The organism is Myroides sp. NP-2 (assembly GCF_014145665.1).
GTDB lineage: Bacteria > Bacteroidota > Bacteroidia > Flavobacteriales > Flavobacteriaceae > Flavobacterium.
Window position 1 is genome coordinate 170,469 of sequence record NZ_JACHTD010000001.1, and the last position, 23,845, is coordinate 194,313.

Annotated in this window: 13 protein-coding genes; 6 read left to right on the top strand and 7 right to left on the bottom strand. The window is 37.6% G+C overall.

Annotated features, from left to right (window positions below; all coding sequences use genetic code 11):
* Positions 1-293: 293 nt before the first annotated feature.
* The 4 genes from H4K35_RS15700 to H4K35_RS00810 all read left to right on the top strand — a co-directional run bounded on the left by H4K35_RS15700 (position 294) and on the right by H4K35_RS00810 (position 6,034).
* Positions 294-3,839, top strand: coding sequence for a hypothetical protein (locus tag H4K35_RS15700; protein ID WP_255492324.1), 3,546 nt, complete (start codon positions 294-296; stop codon positions 3,837-3,839).
* 65 nt (positions 3,840-3,904) lie between these two features.
* Positions 3,905-4,603, top strand: coding sequence for a hypothetical protein (locus H4K35_RS00800; protein WP_182625488.1), 699 nt, complete (start codon positions 3,905-3,907; stop codon positions 4,601-4,603).
* A 139-nt stretch (positions 4,604-4,742) separates the two neighbouring features.
* Positions 4,743-5,720: a zincin-like metallopeptidase toxin domain-containing protein gene (locus H4K35_RS15705; RefSeq protein WP_182625489.1), complete on the top strand. Its 978-nt coding sequence runs from the start codon at positions 4,743-4,745 to the stop codon at positions 5,718-5,720.
* Between the two features lie 5 nt (positions 5,721-5,725).
* Positions 5,726-6,034 carry a hypothetical protein gene (locus tag H4K35_RS00810; protein ID WP_182625490.1) on the top strand — a complete coding sequence of 103 codons (309 nt, stop codon included), beginning with the start codon at positions 5,726-5,728 and terminating at the stop codon, positions 6,032-6,034.
* Positions 6,035-6,457: 423 nt separating this feature from the next.
* On the opposite strand, the gene H4K35_RS00815 is transcribed toward H4K35_RS00810, so the two are convergent.
* Complete coding sequence (locus H4K35_RS00815) at positions 6,458-8,047, bottom strand: ATP-binding cassette domain-containing protein (protein ID WP_182625491.1); 1,590 nt, start codon at positions 8,045-8,047, stop codon at positions 6,458-6,460.
* Between the two features lie 411 nt (positions 8,048-8,458).
* Positions 8,459-9,559, bottom strand: a complete 1,101-nt coding sequence (locus H4K35_RS00820; protein ID WP_182625492.1) for a hypothetical protein — start codon at positions 9,557-9,559, stop codon at positions 8,459-8,461.
* 156 nt (positions 9,560-9,715) lie between these two features.
* On the opposite strand from H4K35_RS00820, the gene H4K35_RS00825 reads away from it, so the two are divergent.
* Positions 9,716-12,457, top strand: a complete 2,742-nt coding sequence (locus tag H4K35_RS00825) for a DEAD/DEAH box helicase family protein (protein WP_255492325.1) — start codon at positions 9,716-9,718, stop codon at positions 12,455-12,457.
* Positions 12,458-12,760: 303 nt separating this feature from the next.
* Here H4K35_RS00825 and H4K35_RS00830 read toward each other — a convergent pair whose 3' ends face one another.
* Positions 12,761-15,139: an outer membrane beta-barrel family protein gene (locus H4K35_RS00830; protein WP_182625494.1), complete on the bottom strand. Its 2,379-nt coding sequence runs from the start codon at positions 15,137-15,139 to the stop codon at positions 12,761-12,763.
* Between the two features lie 219 nt (positions 15,140-15,358).
* Positions 15,359-17,740 carry an outer membrane beta-barrel protein gene (locus H4K35_RS00835; RefSeq protein WP_182625495.1) on the bottom strand — a complete coding sequence of 794 codons (2,382 nt, stop codon included), beginning with the start codon at positions 17,738-17,740 and terminating at the stop codon, positions 15,359-15,361.
* 315 nt (positions 17,741-18,055) lie between these two features.
* Here H4K35_RS00835 and H4K35_RS00840 point away from each other — a divergent pair, with 315 nt between their 5' ends.
* Positions 18,056-18,400, top strand: a complete 345-nt coding sequence (locus tag H4K35_RS00840; RefSeq protein WP_286466148.1) for a helix-turn-helix domain-containing protein — start codon at positions 18,056-18,058, stop codon at positions 18,398-18,400.
* A gap of 91 nt (positions 18,401-18,491) precedes the next feature.
* Here H4K35_RS00840 and H4K35_RS00845 read toward each other — a convergent pair whose 3' ends face one another.
* From H4K35_RS00845 to H4K35_RS00855, 3 genes are all read right to left on the bottom strand, one after another.
* A complete protein-coding gene (locus H4K35_RS00845; protein ID WP_182625496.1) occupies positions 18,492-19,484 on the bottom strand; it encodes a beta-ketoacyl-ACP synthase III in 993 nt (330 codons plus the stop codon).
* 159 nt (positions 19,485-19,643) lie between these two features.
* Positions 19,644-20,540: a helix-turn-helix domain-containing protein gene (locus H4K35_RS15865; RefSeq protein WP_182625497.1), complete on the bottom strand. Its 897-nt coding sequence runs from the start codon at positions 20,538-20,540 to the stop codon at positions 19,644-19,646.
* Positions 20,541-20,681: 141 nt separating this feature from the next.
* Positions 20,682-23,843 (bottom strand): efflux RND transporter permease subunit, encoded by a 3,162-nt coding sequence (locus tag H4K35_RS00855; protein WP_182625498.1) that lies wholly within the window; start codon positions 23,841-23,843, stop codon positions 20,682-20,684.
* Positions 23,844-23,845 lie beyond the last annotated feature (2 nt).

A 23,845-nucleotide genomic window follows, 5' to 3' on the forward strand; every position in this document is an offset into this window, starting at 1 on the left:
CATTGCGGATAAAAAATAAACCAAAGGGGAGCATCAACATGCTCCCCTTTTTTTGTGGTTTGCGTCGTTTTCTTGGAAATAGTTGAATCGTTTAGGGAATTTAATCTTTGATAAAATAATTTCTTATCAAGGATTCTGTGTTGTCTGTAGTTTTATTGTTTTTTTTTATTGATGGGGAAATATTTTATTTGAATAATGTAATTTGGTTACAATAGTTGATTTTTATTATTAAAATTCATATTAATGTATTGAAATAATTAATATTTTGGGTAAATAACTAATAAGATATTATTATGGAGAATACAATCTCAAATACTTTATTTCGCTTTGTCAGTTTGCGAAGCGTTCAAATTCCCGATGCAGAGCATTTACTTCAACGCTACGTTCAAATAGAAAAAGACTTAGTTGGACAAGGCGTTTTCTACGAAGCCATACAGAAACGTCCAGTAGATGCAACTAAATATGAAACTATGCTCAAAGCGGCAGCAAGTTTTAAAGAAGTCATCCCTACAACCAAGGCATTACAAGAAGAGTTTGCTGGTATCCAACCGTTTTCTACTTGGTTGGCGCAAAATAAAGCCACAGCAACCCCAGAAGAAATTAGCAAGAAAGCAGAAGGTATCAAAGCTATTGACACGAAGCAACAAGGAAAACTGTGGAATAATGTTTTTTATCAAGCTACTGTGCAAGACAATTTAGTGCTTAACGATCAAATGATTGAAATTCTCAAGGCAAATGCGTTACTGGAGCAATTGAAGCTCAAGGCAACTAATGATGCGGTTTATGAGAAGGCAACAGCAAGCTTTGTATTACCTGCTGAACTTTTTAACGAGGAGATGATTGAGGATGATAAAGTCCAACCTAAAGTTGCAACAGAGAAACCTAAAATCGTTTTACCCAATCGTTTGATGACTAAGAACATCAATATTTCAAAGGCTAAATTACAAGAGGAACAGCTGACAATTTTACAACAAGATTTAACTGTTTTAGCGGAAGAATACCAAAAAGAGTACCAAAAAGCCTATACCACTGCTCTAGAGGCCTATGAAAAAGAGGTAACACCAATATTTGAAAACCATTATAAGGAACTTGAGGTAGCTCGTAAAAATTACTGTAGCACGGTACCGATGGATAAAAGGGAATATAATCCGCATGATCCCTGTCAACAACCACCTTATGTGCCTATGCCTGTTGTTCCGAAATTCAATTTCAAATTTAAGGAAGAATTATCAGAAAAAGAATTACAAGAAAAATTAGATCCTATTAGTTACCAAACGCTTTTACAAAGTATAGGCTATCAGGAAAAACCAATGAAAATCAATGGTAGGAATTTAAAAACGGAAGAAGCTACCCCTCAGCGCTTATTAGACACTGTAGGTTCCTATGCGAATCTAAATACGTATGTCCAAGCAAATGTGCAAAACAATCAGGCACTATTAACAGGAAATATTGAGGCTTATCAACCCATAAAAAGTATTGGAGGGGTTTTATTTCCAATTAATAATGAAATTATTTCCAACGTATTAGAATATAATGCCTGTGGTACTTTGACCAACCTTCAACGTATGGCTACTATTACTATCAAGCTTCCTGATTCATCTTGGCAAATAGCTACAATTACGGTATCCATTGCAAAAGAAACATTAAAGGAAAGTTATGTATTGGATACTTCTGCTGTAGAACGAAATGGAAATGAAGTTACTTTACATAATGTTGAAGGCTATTCAGCCGCTACTATGTTGGATAGAACTCCATCAACAATGGCATTAGATTTTCAATTCACCAATGGTTGTGTTAAGCGTATGCCTGCCCTTGACATTGCTGCTCGAGTGTGTTATAGGGGAGAACTTGAAGGAATTTGTGGAACGAGTGTTATCGCCCCTGTACCAACTTACCCAAAGAAATTTGGTGTGCGTTTATTAGGAATCGCCGATTATAAAAAAGTAGAACAGACTGTTCATTGTTATATTGAAGGAGAGGTGTCGAATATTGAAAATATCATGGCGAGAGAGTATCGAGAGAAATCGACCCGCCGTTTGAGACGAACAGAAGAAACGACAACTGAAACCACAGAACAGGAAATCGAAGCTTTTACGGATACGGTTACTACGGATCGATTTGAAATGCAAAGTGAAATTGATTCCTTATTACAGAAAAATAAAAGTACGAATGCCTATGTTAATACAGGATATTCGTATGGTCAATTTCACATTGAAGGAGGAGTAGCCCAAGCGAGTAATACCGCCCAAGCAGAGAGTATTCGCCGTTCGGTAACCGAGGCGAAGGAACTAACCTATCAAGCACAAGATCGCGTGGTTAATCGCATCAAAAGCGAACGCATGCAGAAAATGATGGAGGAGTTTGAAGAGAACAACAAACATGGCTTTGATAACCGTAAAGGAGATAAACACGTGGTTGGAGTTTATCGTTGGGTCGATAAGTTGTATAAAAATCAGGTGTATAACTATGGTAAACGCATGATGTTTGAATTCATGATTCCTGAACCCGCCCGTTTACATCTGTTAGCGATGCAAGATGAACAAGAATCAACAACGCTCACGATTAAACAACCGATTGATCCTAGAACACATAGTAATAATGCTATAGCAACAGCAGATCAAATTACTGAAGCAAATGCGCTTTATTGGGCCGCTCAGTATAATGCTGAAATTCCAGTTAAGCCAGGTGACAGTATCACGATTGGAAAAGGTTTTTCTGCTGTTTCAGAAAAAGAAATTAGTCGTATAGAGGTATTTACGATCAATGAAAATTTAGAAATTCCAGATGGTTATCAAGCGCATCATGCTTCTGTGAGTATTAGTGCAACAGATAATGGTTCACCTGAAGAGGGAAAGGGAATGCTAGTAAATGTGGGTAATGGTTCCTTTATGGATAGAACGAAGTTCGCTTTTTTAAATACTAGTGGTTCTTTTTCTGTTTCAAATTTTGTAGGAGAAATTCCTGTATCTATTAATGGAGGAAATTATTTTGCAGGAGCTGTTAATGTTTCGGTTTCATGTAAACTAACAAAAGAAGCCTATAAAAAATGGCAACAGGAGTGTTTTCAAGCGATTATAGAGGCTTATGATTTAGCAGCGAAGGCATATAATGATAAGTTAGCAGCAGAGCAGAATAAAGCCGTAGAAATTAAACACACCAACCCTGGGTTTTACCGTCAAATTGAAAATATAGTCTTGCGCAAAAATTGCATCGCTTATTTGACTCGTTTTAATGATATGGGCAAAAACTTTACGAGTGGAAAAACAATTGCAGATTTTGCCGTACAACAAAATAAGGAGTTAGAAGCTTATGCCAGTTTAGCGAAATTCATGGAACAAGCTTTTGAATGGGAGGCAATTTCTTACAATTTCTATCCTTTTTATTGGGGAAGCAAAGGACATTGGGTGGATTTATATACCTATGACGAAAGTGATGATCCTATTTTTAGAAGCTTTATGCAATCGGGGATGGCTCGTGTTGTGGCAACCGTGCGTCCAGGCTTTGAAGAAGCCGTACAGTTGTATATGAGTACAGGAAAAATATGGAATGGTGGTGAAATACCTGTGATTGGTGATGAGTTGTACTTGTCGTTGATTGATGAGGTACGCCAAGCAGAAACCGTAAAAGAAGGGAAAGCGTGGATTACGCGTATTCCGACTTCATTAACCATTTTACAGGCTAAAAGTGCTGGTCTAGAAGTAGAAAAAGCCTTACCGTGTAATTGTGATGACACAGCAGATTTTGAAGACCCGTCTCAAGTACCTTGTAGTGATGCATTTGTACTCAATGATAATTTAATTGGTGGGGATACAGGAGCTGAACCAGAGCCTGTGAATTAAAAAAACGAAAAAAAGAAGGTTTAATCATGGAGCTGGTACTACCAGCTCCATTAAATAGCAATTGAATGAGTACAGATTCTTTGTTTCCAAAGCATTGGGGATTACAAAACACAACCGAAGAGTTAGCAGAAGGAAACTTTTCTACAATGCCTCTATTTCCAGATGCTTTAGTAGAAAATGAGGCTTCTGCCAATTACTTAAACCCCTTAGTACAAAATTTTGAGTTTTCAACTATTGCTTCATGGGAAATAGCAGATAGTTATTTTTATAAGCTACCACAGCACAACGTAGGTAAGAGCATTCAATGGATTAAAGAACCAGAATGTAGAACAGAAATAGATCCCAAAACAATTTGGGTATATAGAATGCGCAATAACAAAAATGGTTATCAAGAAGGGGAAGATGAGTTAATTTATACGATTAAAATTTACATCTCTACTAATAACGCAAAGTTGAAGAAGTTATATGACTTTATGCAGGATGGTATGGAAGATGATGAGATACTGTTCTTTATGGAGGATAATACAGGTGATTTAAGCGATCAGAGCTTATATGTGCGTTTTGGCAAAAAGATTGATAAGGATTTTTTACTTAAGATGAGTGATAAAAATCTGGATTCCATTGCCCAAAATATGCCTGATTTTAATCGCAATAAGTTACGTGAACTCATCAATACTGGAGAAGTAAAAGCTTCGATAACTCCATTACGAGTTTTATTGCATGGTTTTTTAGAGGTACTCATTTTAACTGGAACAGCTGGATGAATTTTTTTACCTTTCAGAACAGATTGCCTTTCTGTGTGGGCTGTGGAATGGATTAGTTGATTTTGTAGCTGGGACATTTAAGTTTTTAGGGACATTATTACAAGTTCAGTACGACATTGCTAAAAATTTTCAGGCGGTGTTGGAGGCTATAGACGATTTCAGAGAAGCATGGGAAGCGTTTTCGTTTGCAGATTTTTATAAAATTCCATTTCAATTACATCAAGATATGCTTGTTGAACTGTTGGTGTTCTTGGATACATCTGATCGCCGAGAAAACTATAACTTTGATAGAATAGCTTATACAGGTGGTTTTGGTTTTGGCTTTATAGCGTCACTTTTCATACCATTAGCTAACGTTTCTAAAGTAAGTGCTATTGCAAAATTCAGTAAATTTATACCTGAGGAGTTTGTAAGTAGCCTCAATATAGCCAAAGTAAGATCATTAAAAGAGAGTAAAGCTCTAGTAAAATGGCTCGAAGAAGTAGCTGTTTTGCTGAGCAAAAAGGGCGATGAATTGTATCAGGAGCTTAGAGCGCTTTTGAACAAGGTAATAGAATGGATGAAGACCAATAGTAAGCGGTTTGAAAGAAACTCAACAGAGATTCCTAATCTAACAAAATCTGACTTAGACTGGATGGCTACTCGTAGAGTAGGAAATTTAGGAGGTAATGTGTTAAAAGCCTCTCAAATTAGGAAATTGAGAGGTATTTTAAATAAAAAGGGGATTCAGTTAATTGTGGAAGGAGATTCAAAATCTATTACAAAATTATTTAAACCAATAGATAATTTTAAAATATATGATAATTTTATAAGATATATGTACTCGTTTAATCCACCTAAAGTTGGTGGTTTCCACGCACCTACAAAACAGTTTTTTTTGATAAAGAATTCGACAGAACTGATAGCATTTCATGAAATGTCGCATGTAAAACATTTTGAAGAAGTGGGAGAAGTAGCCTATAAAAATTTAAAAGATTTAGATAAAGAGATGTATGTATGGAAACAAATATTGAATAATAGAAGCAAATGGACTAAAGCAGAATTAAATGATGCATTAACATCTATAAACAGATTAAGAGTAAAAAAATATGATTTAGAGCCAATTAAAATTAAATAGATGATATGAAATATACTAATGAAGAGATACTTGTTAAAGCAATAAAAATATTAAAATCATTAAATCCAGATTTTTTCAAAGAAAGTGATATAGAGAGTATATCCTTTAGTAATAAAGATGTTGAAAAAAGCATCAGTGGGGAAAATATCGATACTTGGACTGTAATAATTAAAGAATCAATTTTTGACACATCAGAATTCTTAGTAATTTCTGATGAAACGGGCGAGCCATTATATTATCAGAATTTTAATATGATAATAAGTGAGATTGAAAAAAAATCTGAAGGAGACTATCAGATAAAGAATCTATATTAAATAGTTTGTAAGTAGCCTCAATATAGCCAAAGTTAGAACATTAAAAGAGGGTAAAACTCTAGTAAAATGGCTTGAAGGAGTAGCTGTTTTGCTGAGCAAAAAGGGCGATGAATTGTATCAGGAGCTTAGAACGCTTTTGAACAAGATAATAGAATAGATGAAGAAGAATAGTAAGATCTTTTTGAAGGAATTTTTTTCAATGTGAGAACTTCTTATTTATCCTTTTCTATTAGTACTACGTTTACACACGCGATGTCCCCCTGACGGAAGAAGGAGCGCATCCAACGTTTCTTTTACCCTGTTTTTGACAAGCGTTGATAAACGGATGCGAGGCTTCCTACGTCAGCAGGACATGCGGTGTGGTAAGTCTGCTTTTCTATTTGTTCGTACTAGCATTTTCGTGCTACTTCCCCTCAAATAAATTTACATTTCAATGACGCGATTGGGTTGAATGGCTTGACGTAAATTCATATCATGCGAGACAAGTACAATCGTTCCCTGGTATGTTTTTAGTGCTTGATACAAACTTTCTAGCCCAAAAATATCTAGATTATTGCTAGGTTCATCTAGCAGTAGAACATCAATAGAAGATTGGGAAAGATTCAAACAACAAACGGTTAATCGCAAGCATTCCCCACCACTTAGTTGTACAATTGGTTTGGTCCAACTTTCTGGTCTAAAACCATATTGAAATAAGGTGTTTTTTAAACTAGCTTCATCCAGTAAGTTGTGGTTAAATACTTGGGCTTGTTCCAGTATGGTCTTTTGGTGGTCGAGTAGGGCGTAAAATTGATCCAAGTAAACAAAATTGGCGGTCAATCGTTCAACCACGCCTGTAGTAGGTTGTAGATTTCCTGCTAATAGGTGCAATAATGTTGATTTCCCAGAGCCATTTGCCCCTTCAATTACTAGGCGTTCTCCACTTCGTATTTCTAGATTCAAGGGAGTAGACCAGATAAAATCTGCTGCCACTTCATATTGATAGTTGACTTCTTTTACGTGAAACAACACTTTATTGGGATGTAAGTTCGAAGAGTTGAAGTTCAAATGAAAAGGCTTGACCTGTTCTAATTGGTCTTTTAGCTCCCAAAGCTCTCTTTGTAATTTTTGTTGTTTCTCTACTTGTACTTCCGTGCTTTTTGCACTGCTGTTCTCTGCCGCATTTTTGAGCGTATTGACAACAATTTTAGGTAATCCCCCTTTTTGTTCTGCTTTTTTATGTTGGCCTACTGCTTTCTGTTGCTTTTGAAGCAATTTCTGTTGTTCCGTTTTTACCTGACGCATATCCTTAGAAAGCGTATCAATTCGATGCTGAAGGGAAGATAATTCCTCTTGTTTTTGCATTTTATAAAAGTCGTAATTGCCTTTGTACACTTTTATCCCATGGGTTGTAATTTCAAAGGTGAGCGATTGTCGATTTAACAGTTCGATATCGTGACTTACCAGGAGTACAGTACCTTTGTATTGATCCAAAAAGTCAAATAAAAGCTGACGCGTAGCTTGGTCAATGTGATTCGTTGGCTCATCCAATAAAAGGATATCCGGTTGGTGAATGTGAATGCACGCAAAATACACGCGCATCTGTTGTCCTCCACTCAGTTGATGCATGGGAAGGGTTAAATCCTTTCCTTCTATCTGCCAGTATTGAAGTGCTTGCGCAATATTCTCCTCGATTTGCCAATCATCATCTAGATCGACATAATCCTGTTCCTCTACTGAACCCTGTAAAATGCGGTGCAAAGCCTGCAGTTTTTTAGCTGTTTGTAAGGCCTCTTCTATGGTTTGTCCAGTAAGTTGATTGGTGTTAATCTGAGGTAAATAGTAAGCAGTACCTCCAAGCTGAATTGCTGACAGTGGTGTCGTTGCAATCAGTTTCAACAGCGTACTTTTACCTGTTCCGTTTGCACCAATTAGATTGGCTTTCTCTCCTTTGTTTAGCACCAAATCAACGTGGTCAAATAAAGGTGTTTTATCCGAATGTTCGTAGGATAGATTTTTTATAACGATAGACATAATAATCAAATGTAATTGAATGAGTAATATACTATTGTGGCCCGTATACCACTACTCACGGTATTGGATGTGAAATCACATAATAAATAAGTATTGCGGATCTATGGAAGATAGATGCTATTAGAAAATGTTTGATCCTACAAGTTGGAAATAACTCGTATTACTAAACGAAATACTTATTTATAATTTCATCGGATTATTTATTCGTTAATACTAAGACAAAGATAAAAAAATAAGACAAAAGGAAAAAAAGTTTTGATAATTAGTAGGTTAGAAAAAACTAATCCAAACGAAGTGCAGATGCATTAAATAACCTAAACGCCTTGATATACAGGGAAACACAGGAGCTTAACTCTTGCATTGCTCCATAAAAAAAGAGGATGTCCAGTAGACGATCCTCTTCATTATTAGTTAGAAAAGACTAATTTGTCCTTGCTGTGTATTGTCTTTTATTGCTTTCTTTTTTTCTTTTTTTCCTTCTTTTTCCACCTTTTCTTCTTGAGGTTGAATAGGAGGTAGATCACCCTCAAAAAGATTGAGTGTCTCTTCTTCCTCCTCTTGAGGTTCTATCGTCGAACAAGTAGAACTATCCTCGGGTTCAATGCAAATGGAAGTTTTTGTAACAATACCGTCGAAAATAGGAGTAGTAGGTTGCTGTGCCCAAGAAGGAAGTAAGGCTTCTTCTTGCTTAGGAGTTGTAGGTTCGACTTCTTTCTCTAAAGGTTCTGCTACTTCTGTAGGTTCTGCTGCAATTACTTGTACCACTTCTTCTGTTGTGTCCTGCACTCTATCTTCTGCAATATCATCATGTATTTTTTCTGCAACGATCGCTTGTTGAGGTGGTGATGGATCTAATGTGGTTTCATCCGCTATTACTTCAATAGCTAGGCTGTGGTCCTCTTCCACCGATAGGTGAGTCGGATCTGCTTCTTCTAAAATATCAAAAATGGAATAGTTCTTCACCATAATCTCGTTGATGTCCAATGCAGGATCCAATGTTGGATTATTTTCATCTTCTAATGCATCATCGAGACGGGGATCTAGGCTCTCCGTTTCTAAAATAGTAGCTTCTTCAATGATGATTTCATTGACCCCTAAACTAGGAAATGTCGCTAAAACTGGTGGATTAATTTCCGTCGTATCATTCGCTTGGTTTTCGGTAGTAAAACTCTCTACTTTATTTTCTAGGTCTACCAAAAGGCGTTTGATTTTTTTGATATGCGGATGATCTGCGAATTTCTCTTTTTCGTATACAAGCTCCAAAAGCTTATACATCGTATAGGCTTCATGGTACTTCAAAACGATCGCATGCTTTTTATTGTGATCTAAAATTGAAACTTGCTTCTGAATATTCTTGGCTTTGTCTTCCAGTTTTGCAATCAGATCTTCTTTTATACTAACCAATAAAGCATCCTTTATTGAACGTACAATATAGTCATCTGTTTTTTCAACCATCTGAATAACAGTAAGAAGGACATCATTACTTAATTTGAATTGAATTTTTGTCGTCATTGTAATTATGGGAAAGCCAGTTTAGTCGTATCAAATATTGATAGTTCTACAAAATAATGAAAAAAATATGACTTTACACTGTGTTCGTAAAAACATTTAAAAGGCTTTGTTTCCTAAAAAACCTTGCTTAATTTTAAGGAAGAAATAACGAACATATTGAGACATTTTCCAACTGCTATTGCGTTCAAATATCCGTGGCGCGACTATCAACAAAAAGTACTAGATCAACTAGACAGTCATTTGAATGACGATAAATTACACCTGGTTGCACCACCAGGATCGGGTAAGACTGTTTTGGGGTTAGAAGTAATTCTTCGCCTGAATAAACCAACCTTGGTCTTAGCACCTACGTTGGCGGTAAAAAATCAGTGGATTGATCGTTTTTGTACGTTATTCTTACAAGTTGAGGAAGTTCCAGATTGGATTTCTACCCATCTGGATCAACCAAAGTTTTTGACGGTTTCTACTTATCAGGGATTACACGCTGCTTTTAACTATTTGCGCGAGGACGAAGAAGGCGATGAAGAAGTAATGCTCGAAGAACATACAGTGTATACCAATGCACATGCAGAAGAAGTTATTGCCAAATTGCAGAAAGCTGGTATTCAAACTCTGCTCGTTGATGAGGTACATCACTTGCGTAAAGAGTGGTGGAAGGCATTGGATTTGTTAGACAAAAAACTTAATCCAACTGTTGTGGGACTGACAGCAACCCCTCCCTATGGAGCTACAAATTTCGAATGGCAACGCTATATGGAGTTAGCAGGACCCGTAGATGAGGAAATTGCGATACCTACTTTACTAGAGGTCGGCGACCTATGCCCACATCAAGACCTAATCTATTACAGTCTGCCTCTTGAAGCTGAACGAGAGAAAATACTTGCCCATAAAGCAAATGTATTCAATTGCTATACGACCTATAAGAATAATGAAGTTTTAGTACAAACCCTAAAACAACTCCCTTTTTTACAGCGTCCCCTTGAATATTTAGATTGGATTTACGAAAACTTAACGACCTATGTAGCTTGTTTGGTTTTTATCAAAGAGCAGGATCAATCCCTTGATAAAATACACTTAAAAGTGTTGGGATTAACCCAAGATGAACTGCCACCTTTGGATTTGGTATGGTTTGAAAAAACGCTTCACTTTTATTGTTTTTCTGGGCTTGATTTTTTTGTAGAAGTTGATGGATACGAGGCTTTTAGAGCAGAATTGCTCCAGGAGTTAAAAAAGAGTGGATTAACCGCTTATCGACAAGTACAACTAGTAGAAGACCATAAGGGAGATGATGCGCTACTCTCTAGTTTGAGTAAGCTCGAGAGCATTGCTCAAATTGTCGATTTTGAATTTGGAGTGCTTGGCGGATCTTTGCGAATGGCTATCTTGACGGATTATATTCAAAAAGAATACTACAGCACCACACTAGCACCACCTACAATTTTGACGAAATTAGGAGTCTTATCCATTTTTGAAATCCTGAGACGTAAGAAACTTAAGACTTGTTCCCTTGCTGTTCTAACGGGCTCTGTCGTATTGATTCCTCTTGCTTGTTTGGAGGCTTTGCAGCAAAAAGGCGGTTCATTCGCCTATACTCCTTTAGCTTATGATGAATGCTATGTAGCATTGCATCCTACCTTGGCGCAAAAAGCACAGGTGGTACATTGGGTGACTCAGCTTGTAGAGGAGGGGAGGATTCATGTTTTAATTGGCACTAAAGCATTACTCGGCGAAGGATGGGATGCGCCAGCGATTAATTCTTTAGTCATGGCAAGTTCAATCGGAGCGTATATCACTTCTAACCAAGTACGGGGACGTGCCTTTCGCATTAATCCAAAAGACCCCAATAAAACGGCCAATATATGGCATTTAGCCTGTATTGATGAGTATGCCGATAAAGGAGGAAAAGATTGGGACATCATCCACAAAAGATTCCAAACTTTTGTCGGAATCTCTGCTAGCCATGATAAAGAAAAGGTATATATATCTAATGGAGTAGGGCGATTACAAGAGATAAATTTCAAACAGAAATTCAATCAAGCTGATGTAGAAACCCAAAATAAACGCACACTTCTATTCGCTCAACAACGAAGTGAAATCAAAGAAAAGTGGTTAAGCGCGATTGAGAAAGGAAGCCATTTAGCTGAGGGAGTACGTGTGTTGTATTCCTCCCCTAAAGAAAGAAGAGAACTCAAAAAAGCCAAGCAATTTTATACCAATAAAACTGTGGCATCTGTATTGTTTAGCCTTGTTTGTTCCGCTATTTTATTTTTTGTATATCAGCTCATCGGCTTGGGTCAAGGCGTCTTATTGCACGGTTTGAGCTTGTGGTCTTTAGGCTATTGGCTTTTTCAAACATTTATATTGGGCTTGGGCATGCGTTTCGGATGGAAGGGATGGAAGTACTATAAGATGTATCGCAAGTTTGGGGATATCCGTCAAGACGTGCACCAAATTGGCGAAGCACTGTGCAACACCTTATGTCATTTTGACTTGTTATCTACCCCTCGAGCCTCCATACAGATCGTGAGTAACTTGGAATTTGGCGGAGGTGTTTTTTGTTCTTTAGCTGGAGCTACCCTACGCGAGAGCCATATCTTTGCCTCTTGCATGAAAGAAATACTTTCGCCAATTGAAAATCCGCGCTACGTCATAGAACGTAAAACGCTATTGCCAATTCAAGATAGCGAGTCAGATTATCATGCAGTGCCTGAGTGTATCGGAGTGAATAGGGCTCGCGTTAATCACTTCGCACAGCAATGGTCACGTCGAGTAGGGAAAAATAGAATTGTTTATACCCGAACACCTGAAGGAAGAAAAGAACTACTACACGCACGTACCTTCGCCTTGGTCAATCAACTACATGAACCCAACGTGAAACAAGAACACCAGTGGCTCTAATACAAACGTCCCTTGTATGTACATACAAGGGACGTTAACTAACTAATCAATTAAAATGGGTCATCACGCCACTTTATATAAAAGTGTTTAGACTTATAAGTTTCGGTGAAGAAGAGTATAAGTCAAACAGACTTTCCTGAACATATACTTTTTATTAAAGTAAAACAGCGCAATATTGTTTGCATTATTCCTTATTAGTAGGGCCTGTGTTGGGTTTGTTACAATTGAAGTTGTTTTTTTCTGTTAAATTTTTCTTTAACAGTTGAAGCGAATTTTGATCACATTTGTTTTGCCCTTAGTAAACTATTTGCTACTCCTACTTTTTTCTTCAAAGTTGGCTTCTTTGATGTTCTTTTTGTTTGAACTATCTCCAAAAGTATAAGTTGCTGCAAGGGTTAATCTTCTGCTGTTCCACGTATTGCTGAAGGTTTGTATATTGTCTGTGAAATAAGAGGTGCCACTTGATTTACCCGTGTTGAATACGTCCGATAACGTCAAACTTAGATTTAATTTTTTGTTGAGTAAATTCGCTTTTACCCCTGTTGATAGGGATTGATACTTTCCATAACTCGTATTGTCTTCTTTATGTGGCACTTGATGATACCAATTTAAAAATAGACTCAGGGTTTTAGCTTGGTTTACTGTAAAAGTATTTTGTGAATAATAGCTGAATCCAATGCCTTTTTGAGCAACGTGATTCGCTAATTTATTGCGGTAGTACGCGTCTGATAGATACGCATCTAATCCTGTACTCGTTTGCCACCATCCCGTTATTTTTTCACTGTAAGACACATTTAATCCATAGGTGTCATTGTTGAGAATGTTGTAATACGTACTGATGAAAACATCGTTTTCCATGGTAGAATATTGATCAAATGAATTTGTGCTATGGTAGTAGTTTAAACTCACCGATAGGGCACCGTGAAATAAATAGCTTAACTCGTAATTATCGGTAAAGGAAGGGTCTAATTCGGGGTTTCCAGCGTTGTACGAATAGCTATTCGCATAGTAGCGGAAAGGATTCAAAATACTAGAATACGGGCGGTTGATACGTTTGGAATAGCTGAGGTTAAACGCGTGATTTTCATTGGGGGTATAAGAAATATAAGCCGTTGGAAACCATTTGTTGTACGACTTTTTGAATTTCTCATTTGTGTCTACTAAATGACCTTCAACTTCGGTTTGCTCAAATCTCAAACCTCCTTTTACACTCCATTTATCGTTTATTTTTTTGTGTATACTCAAATATCCCGCATAATTGTCTTCCTGATAATTAAAGCGATTGCTGCGTGTAGTGTCATAGACGAATTGCCCTTCCGCTCCGTTGTAATATAAGATTTTGGAACGGTTGTCGTAGTTGGAATATTTCCCCCCAAACTCAACATCCGCCCAGGGTAATTTAAACATAAGATCTGCTGTAGCACTCCAAATCTGATAGTTTAAATCGTTGGTGAAATAGGTCGATCTCCTGTAGTTACTCGGAGTGTTGTGCTCATCCATTGTCGTTTTCTCCTCCGGTACAGTGGTAAAATAATTAATCCCCAAAGACAATTTACTCCCTAAAGTGTCTAGGTTATGATCGTAAAAAGTATTGAATGTGTGATATATATTGTCAGAAGTTACTTTTGTTAATGAGTTAATTATAGAATCTGTTGTTTGTTGGGCAACAGAAATATACTTCGAAATATTGTTGTTTTTTGTTTCTGTTTTGTACTTCGATAAGTCATAGGTCAAACCAATTACTCCGTTTTTTGACAGTTGATAATTCGTGGTTAAGTTTAATCCACCAGCAGTATAATCTCCCGTTGGATCGCCATAAGCATCTAAGATACGGTTCTCGTCTCGGTAAGCATAAGTGTTTTTATTGCCATATTTCCCTTTGTTGCCATTTGCTTTCAACATCATATTCCATTTTTTGTTTTGATAGTTTAAGCTAGCATTAGTTGAGGCAAAATTGAAGTTGTTGTAACTATATGAACTGCTGATTGAACCATATAGGCCTAGCGATTTGTTTTTCTTCAATACAATGTTGATCAAACCGCTATTCCCACTCGCCTCATATTTTGCAGGGGGATTGGTAATGACTTCGATTTTTTCAATATCGTCTGAACGCAATGTCTTTAAGTAATTCGTTAAAGCATCCCCTTGAAGATGAACAATTTTATCGTCAATCATCACGGTTACATTGCTTTTGCCAACAATGCTAATCTTGTCGTTTTGAACTTTAATTAGGGGAGTATTAGTCAAGGCTTCCATCGCATCCATCCCTTGGGAGGCAATGCTATTGGCAGTATTGAAAACCAAACGGTCCGCTTTGCGCTCAACGAGTTTCTTTTCCGCTTGAAGGACAATCTCCCCTAATTGCGTAGTCGATTCCGTTGTGATTTCCCCTAAGTCTAGATCGTTTTCCAGGATAATGTCTTTGGTGTAAAGCAATTGCCCCAAGTAATGAATATTGAGCTTGTACGAGTCAGAAGGTAGATTCGTGAGTTGAAAGTCTCCAGTTTCAGAGGTAAATCCTTGTTGGGCAAGCTGATTATTCGACCCTTTGAGCAGGTGTATTTCCGCAAAGTCTATGGGCTGATTTTCTTGGTTGAGTACTTTTCCCTTTAAGCTATTTTGTGCTTGTAGCGCGACAATACCACATAAAAACATCATAAATAGTGTAAGTTTCTTTTTCATAAGGTTTGAGTTAAAACCTACTTATTAACAGTGTTGATAAGGTTGTTAACAAGTAGGGTTATTTCTGTTTGTAACTGAGTTGATTCTCATTAGTAGCAAGAGTAATGGTTTTGTTACCACTATTTTATAATTGTTAATAACTTTTGTATGCACAAGCTGTAAATGCCTTTTATACGACTCTATATTTACTCTTATTAACATAGTTATAAACAATGCTATTTACTTTCTGTTGATAATTTCTTTGTTGCTCCCTTGACGTTCGCTTACCTTTATTTTTGAATTTCCAAAGCTGAAGCTCAACCCCAATGTAAAATAGCGGTTGTCGCTGTACATATCATAGTCTTGCTTAACGCCATCCGACGTTGCTGCCGCTCTCAAGTTGGAAGTTCTAAATATATCGTGCATATAGGCAGATAGATTTAATTTTTTGTCTAACATGGCGTATTTCATTCCCAGGTTTAATCCGTGCATCGGTTTGAGCTTCCAGTTTCCGTTGTTTAATTTGGATTGATAAAAATAATCTACTTGGGCCTGAAGCGTTTTGTCAGCATTTAGATGGATCGTATTGTTCGAGTTGAAGTAATACCCCATACCATTGCTTGTCTTTAGGTCAATAGGCAGTATTAATTTAGTGCTGTTGTAAAATACACTTACCGTGTTTTGTGCATTCAACCAGTACCAGGCGTCGTGAATATGTGAAAGGCTTAGGTTGTAGTTTTCCGCATCAAAGACATTAGCCTGTTGTAAAATTTGGATATTGTTGACTTTGTCAATGGTAGCGAATTGCGTCGCTAAATCTTTCACTTTCGAATAAGAAGCGTTGATAAACAGCTTGTTTTTTAGGGTATACCCCATGGTTATTGCATTGGTGAAGGTCGGTCTTAACGAGGGATCTCCTGTTACGTAGTTGTACTCGTTCACATACCATCTAAACGGATTTAATTGCCAAAAGGAAGGACGATTAATGCGGCGGTTAGCGGTAAGGGAAAAGGTGTGGTCAGCATGCATTTTGTACTGAATATATACACTAGGGAAAAGCTCTGTATAGCTGGTCTTTTCTTTAGATTGATGGGCAGCAGATTCACCAACCGTTTGTGTGCTTTCTAAGCGCAAACCCACTTGGGCTTCCCATCGCTCAGCAAATGATTTTGAAGCACTAATATAGGCTGCTTGAATATTCTCCCTGTATACGAAGTGATCGGCTTGGATGATTTCTCTTGTGGTTGATCCTGCATGGGTATTAAACGAATTGGCGTTGTTGATTGTTTGTACATAACTCACTTTGGCTCCATAGCTGAGGTTGACAAAAGATAACGGCTGTTCTACGTCCAGTTTAGCGCTGTAATTATCGATGGTTTGATCGCCATCTGTTTGAGAATATTGATCTTTGTTAACAACGTTATCAACAGCTGTTGTTTTTGTGTTGAAAACTCGATTTTTTTGTGTTGAATAGTTAAAGTAATCCAAGTCTAAGTTGAGTTTAGTTCCCACTGTATCAAAGGAATGATTAAAATTTAAATTGACTGCGTGATTGTTGAAATCTGGCGTCGATTTTCCCTTCGTTTCTATGTTTTTAATTAAGTTATCAACAAGGTTATACACATGTGTTTGATTTTTGTCCTCTGTATCCTGTTTGTACGTATTGCCCCTGTATTGAACCCCAAATCCCGTTGCTGGAGTTGCTCGGTAATCCAATTGGAACGTACCCGATAAATCCTCTTTTTTCTTCGTTTCGCGAAATACCGTTCTCCATGTTTCAGTAGGGTAGTGTAAATCCATTTTTCCAATTTCTTGGTTGTAACCCGTGCTGGCGTTAATGGATGCGGCAAGAGATACTTTGTTCTTGCTGTAGTTGAATACATTGCTGAACTTGTAGGTTGCCTTGTCAGCCGTTTCAAATCCAGTGCTAATTTGATTGTTCCAGGCGTTGTGTTTGCCTTCTTTTAGCACGATATTGATTAATCCACTATTGCCACTTGCTTCGTATTTGGCTGGGGGCGTTGTGATAACCTCTATTTTTTTTATCGTTTCTGACGGTATGGTGCTCAAGTAATTGATCAGATCTTCTCCCGTAAGGGGGAGGAGTTTATTGTTGACCATGACCTGCATACTGCTTTTTCCAATCTGGGCAACCTGATCTTTATCTACTTTTAGCCCAGGTGTAAGTCGCAATACCTCTTTGGCATTGCTGTTGTTCGCGTGTACCGATTGTTCTATATTAAACACCGTACGGTCAATTTTGTGCTCCACTAATTTGGCTTGTGTCGTCACAACAATTTCGTCTAATTGTTGGTCACTTTGGATGACAATAGGCTCTAATTGATGATCTGCCTGAATAGACAGTGTAGTTTCGTATTGCTTTATGCCTAGTACTTGAATGCGCAATATATACGTATCCGATGCTATGGCATCAAGAACGAAAGTCCCTTCAGCATCTGTATAGGTGTGTTGGATCAGTTGATTCTGTGCATTCAATAAAAGAACTTCAGCAAAGTCAAGGGGTTGATGAGTTGAATCCAAAAGTGATCCAGATAGCTTTGATTGTGCTTGGCTTAAAAAAGAAAGCAGTAAAATGAAAAAGGTGATTAGTTTAGTTTTCATCGATTAATTAATTTGCTAGATGAAGGACTAAAGTTGTGCCAGGAAAAAAATAGTGTTGTAGTGTGTTGAAAAAGAATCAGTTATTTTTTTGATTTAGCTAAGGAGTGTTCGATAGTGAACAGTAAAAGGATAAAATTGAACACAAAAAAAACTGCTTTTGGGGAAAGCAGTTTTTCGTTAAGCATATATGAATTTTTGAATTTCAGTTTTCAGCGTATTCATTTTAAGCTTGACATTGATTTTGTTGTTTATGTTACCCAAAGGTACGATAAAGTTTAATAAAATGGAACTAAAATATAATAAAGTGTTACCTTTGTGATAGATAATTTATTAAACTCAAGGTTTATTATGCAAACACCAACACAAAAATGTAAAATTCAATCGGAAAAAATGCGTTCAAGAAGAAAAGAATTAGGATTTTCTCAGGAATATGTAGCTATGAAGCTTAATATTTCACAAAAGGCATATTCTGATATTGAGAGTGGAAAGACAAAATTAAAAAATGATGTTTTAAATGAGATCGCTGTGATTTTAGAAATATCTCCTTTTGAAATTTGTCCGATTGCCTGTGATTGTACTTCTGATTTGCAAACGAAGCATGGCAAATTAATTCAATATCTCCAAGAGAAGGATGTCAACTTCCCAGAAGAGTTAATATAAGTGGCGTGCAATATAATCTGAACCTATTGATTTTATATAGTTTAAACAAAGAGGTCTTCCGCAGGAAGACCTCTTTGTTTCGATATAAGGGTTAGATATTCCATTGTAAAAGACTTGCTCCCCAGGAGAATCCTGCACCAAAAGCAGTTAGTAAGAGTAAATCGCCTTTTTTAATTTGATTTTTATACTCCCAAATACAAAGCGGAATAGTAGCTGCAATCGTATTGCCGGAATAGGTAATATTGTTTAAGGCTTTTGTTTCCTCAATTCCCAATTCTTTTCCTACGGCATCTATAATTCGCTTATTGGCTTGATGAGCAACCAACCAATTGACATCCTCTACAGTTAAGCCGTTTTTGTCCAAAAGTGATTGACAGGCTTGACTCATCGCCGTTACTGCATTTTTGAAAACTACTTTTCCATCTTGCTTTAAGTAGCGATGATCGGCATTCCAATGCTCCCCATCATAAGGATAACGCGAGCCTCCTCCTTTGATATTTAAGTACTCTATTCCCTTGCCATCACTGAGCAATAAAGCATCTAGCACCCCAGTTTCTCGTGAGGGCTCAAGCCATACTGCCCCAGCGCCATCGCCAAATAAAATATTGGTCGAACGGTCTTTGCTATCGACGTACGAACTGATTTTGTCTGCTCCAACGATGACAACATTCTTGTATCGGCCTGTCTCCACTAAAGCAGCTCCCATATCTAAAGCGTATAAAAAACCAGAACAAGCCGCATTCATATCAAAAGCCCATACATTGGTTAAATTTAATTTATCACATATGATATTTGCCGTTGATGGCATTGGCATATCCGGAGACGAGGTGGCAACCAATAAGGCATCAATCGTCTTCAAGTCTTTTTGATACGTTTCGCACAGCTCTCTTATCGCCTCAACAGCCATATCTGATGTCGCTAGACCATCTTCTAATATACGTCGCTCTTTGATCCCTGTTCTTTTCATGATCCATTCGTCAGATGTGTCTGATAAACGTTCTAAATCAGCATTGGTGCGTTTGTTTTTCGGTAGATATCCCCCAATGGCTGTTATTTGAGCATAGTGTTGTTTGTTTCTCAACATTTTTGTTAGTTTTGCGTCTTATATGCAAATAATAAATAATTCTTTTGTAAAGGGGTTGTTCCCATATAAAAGACTCAAATCTCGCTTTTTTTGCGAAAATATCAGTGGTTAAATAAACGGAACAAGTTGTCAAAAAGACGCAATTAATTTTACTAAATGTTAATTTGTTAACTTAAATTCGCGAGGTGACACACCGGTGCTGTTTTTGAAAAATTTACTGAAGAGCGCAACATCCTGAAAATTTAATTCATTGGCCACTTGTGTGATGGTATTATTGGGATTTTTTAGCAATATTTTGGCCTCCAATACAATGGTTTCTACAATGATATCTTTAGGGGCTTTGCCAAATACATCCGCAATAATTTTAGTCAGGTGCTTTCTGCTGATAAACATGTGATCTGCATAAAATTGTACACTTCTCTCTTTTTTATAATGCGTGGAAACAAGTAAGAGGAAGTTCTTGGTCAATTCTTCTTTTCGCAATGTCTTTTTTTCTGTTTTTGCCAAAACCCGCTTGTTGTAAAAGTGACCTAGCTCATACATCAGTATAGAGAAATGATGTAAAATCAGTTGATGCGTAAACATATTGTCTTGGGCAAAAACTAATTTGTTCAGTCGCTTCAAATGGTACTTTATCTCTTTGATGATGTAGTTGTTTAACGGCATTATCTTGGGATATTGGGAGGAGAAAAACTGGATGAGATTGTTGGACTTTAAGTGAAATCCAGCATCTAAAAACAACTCGCCACTGGCAAAAAACGCCTGTACGCTGAAGTCTTTCGTGTATTGAATAATCTCAAAAAACTGCTGTGGTAACACCACGAGAATATCGTTCTTTTTTACCTTAGTTGGTTCTAAATTGACCGTAATCTCACATTCTCCCGAAGTGATGAGAATCAATCCGAAGGAGGCGAATTTATACGGTTTTCCAATCACAAAATACTGACTGTGTTTTGGCCCAATCTCTACAACAGCCAATCGCTTATCTACAATAAAACGCTCATATCGGTTTAGGATATCAGCAATAGAGTAGGATTGTATATAATTATTTTTCACAATAAGACAACATAGTTAAAGGGATAAAAATAAGAAGTCCTACCCACAAAAAAGTTGTTTTAGATTAAGAAAAAAAAAATAGAGTAGAAAAAATATGCTACTCTATTTTCGTTTATTTTAGTTCGTTCTAGGATTGAACTCCTAGTGATGATCACTGAAATTGTGATTCGGTTCGTAGTCTGCTTCCATTTCTGCCTGATAATCTACGTTATCTCTTTTGCCAAATCGCTGTCCGATTTTATCAAAAATAGAGTAGATAATAGGTACAATAACCAAGGTTAAGAGGAGGGAGGAAAGTAGTCCCCCAATAATTACAACGGCTAATCCATTGTTCATTTCAGCACCAGCACCACTGGCAAGTGCAATAGGCACCATTCCAATCACCATGGCGATTGTCGTCATTAAAATTGGACGTAAACGCGCGTGATTTGCCGCAATAAGTGCATCGTGCACACTGTCTCCAGCTTCGACGCGATGGTTGGCAAAGTCAACCAGTAAAATAGCATTCTTACACACCAAACCAATTAACATGATAATACCTAGAATAGTAAAAATATTCAGGGAGATGTTCGCGATCGCAAGTGCAAGTAAAGCACCAATAAAGGAAAGTGGAACAGAGAAAATAACAATGAACGGCTTGGAAAAACTGTCGTATAACGCAACCATAACCAAGTAAACCAAAATAATAGCCGCCAATAAAGCAACTCCCAAAGTACCAAAACCTTCCTCTTGATCTTCCATGGTCCCTGTCCATTGATATTTTACCCCTGGTTTTAAGGTCAACTGATCAAATTGAGGTAACCACTCTTCGGCAATCGCACCTGGTGAACGACCTATCGTTTGTGATTTGATCGTTACCGACGGACTCTTATCTCTTCGTTCCAAGATAGACGGACCTGAGCTGTAATTTACCGTAGCAAATTGCGCTAACTTCACATCTTGTCCTTGGTTGTTCTTAAAGTTGATCGTTTTTACATCGTCAATCGTTGTACGAGCGTATTCCTGAAAGCGTATGTTGATGTCGTATTCGTATTCACCTGCTCTATACTTCCCATCTGTATTACCATTAAACGCCGTTTGCATCGTCATCCCTACGGTATACATGTCCAATCCAAGTGCCGCCATTTTATCGCGATCTACTTGTACATTGATCTCAGGACTTCCTGTTTCTGTTGTTAATTTGGTTTCCATCGTACCCGGAATTTGATCCAATAACGCTTTGGCTTGAATCGCAAAATCCATGGCATCATCTAAGTTAGATCCCGTAATTGTTAGTGCTAAAGGCGCTTCTTCTGCACCAATTAAACCTACAGGAACCGTTTTTACTTTTACCCCTACCATCAAGGGTGCAAGCTCATTTTTTAATTTTGCAGCATAGACGAAAGAACTCTCACTGCGCTGTTTCTTATCCGTTAAGATGACGTGAATCTCCGATTTATACTTCGTCGCTTGGCTTCCGCCATAACCCTCAGATGATTGTCCAACCGTAGTAATCATATCAACTACTTCTGATTTTGTGCGCAAAAAAGCCTCTGCCTTTTGCGTCATGCGATTGGTCTGTTGTACCGATGCATCTTTGTCTAGTTCTAACTGAACTAAAAATTCTCCTTTATCCGTTTTGGGGAAGAATTCTCCTCCAACATAACCAAAAACGGGAAGTAAGAGTGATCCGAAAAAGGCTACTGCTACAACAATCAACACAATAACAGTGTTTTTGGTCGACTTTAACGACCATACTAATAGACCTGAAATACTATGGGTAAAAGAGGTTAATCCTTTTTCAAATCCATGCAATATTCTTCCAAAGAAAGAGCTAGGATGAATCACCTCAATCTTTCCATATCTTGAGAATAACCACGGTACAATGGTAAAGGATACCAATAATGACAATAGGGTGGCTATAATTACTGTTACACAGAATTGCTTGATAATGTTTGGTACCAATCCCGAAGACATGGCAATGGGTAAGAACACCACCACAATGACCAAGGTAATCGCTGTTACGGTAAAACCAATTTCCTTCGCTCCGTCATAGGAGGCGCGTATCTTGTTTTTCCCCATCTCCATGTGACGGTGAATGTTTTCAATGACCACAATAGCGTCATCTACTAAAATCCCAACCACTAAGGATAGAGCGAGTAAACTCAACAAGTTTAGGGAATAGCCCAAGAGGTAGATACCGATAAAGGTAGCAACTAACGATAGCGGTATGGCTACCATTACAATTAGGGCATTTCTAAAACTGTGCAAGAAAAATAGCATCACAAAAGCAACCAATACAATCGCGAGGAACAAGTCAAACATAACGGCATTCGCCGCCTCTAATGTAAATTGGGAAGAATCGTTGGCCGTTTTAATGTTCAGTTGAATGTCCGCATAGTTTTGCTCAACCTCGGCAATAGCTTTTTGCGTCAATTCACTTACCGTCACCGCATTGGCGTCAGACTGTTTAATCACCTGCATCAAAATGGTCGACTGCTGATTTAAACGCGCGATTTTCTCTACTTCTTTAATGCCATCTTGTACGTCAGCAATATCGCGTAGGCGAATGTCAATACCTTGCTGAGAAGCGATAACTAAGTTTCGCATTTCTTCAATGTCTTTGTACTTCCCAGCTAAGCGAATCAGTGTTTGCTTGTCTTGGGACTTTACGCTCCCCGTGGGGAAGTCTAAGTTGGCACTCAAAACTGCTTGTTGTACCATAGGGACACTCAAGCCATATGCTTCAATCTTCTTGGGATCAAGTAAAACTTGAATTTCTCTCTCTTCACCCCCTACTAATTCCACTTTTGCAACACCAGCTACACGTGAAAAAATCGGTTGGATTTTCTTGTCTAATAAATCGTAAAGCTCTTTTTCTGTCAGGTTACTCGTTACACTCAGCGTCATGATGGGCAAATCACTCAGTGAGTATTTCTGTAAAGATGGTGGATCAACGTCTTTGGGTAAATCTTTGAGAATGGCGTTGATCTTGCGCTGAGCATCGTTGAGCGATAAGTCGACATTTGCTTCTGAGGTCAAGTAAATCATGACCGTCGACAAGCTCTCAAACGATAACGCCTCTACTTTCTTTACGTTTTCTAAGGAGGCAACTGCATCTTCGATTTTCTTGGTGACCGTATTTTCTATTTCCGAAGGAGATGCTCCTGGATATACGGTGGCAACCGTAATTACGTTTACTTCAAATTTTGGAATAAGCTCGTAACTGAGGTTTTTATAACTAAAAATACCTCCGAGAATTAATGCAATAAATAGTACAATAATGATACTCGGACGTTTTATGGATATTTCGGCTATTTTCATAT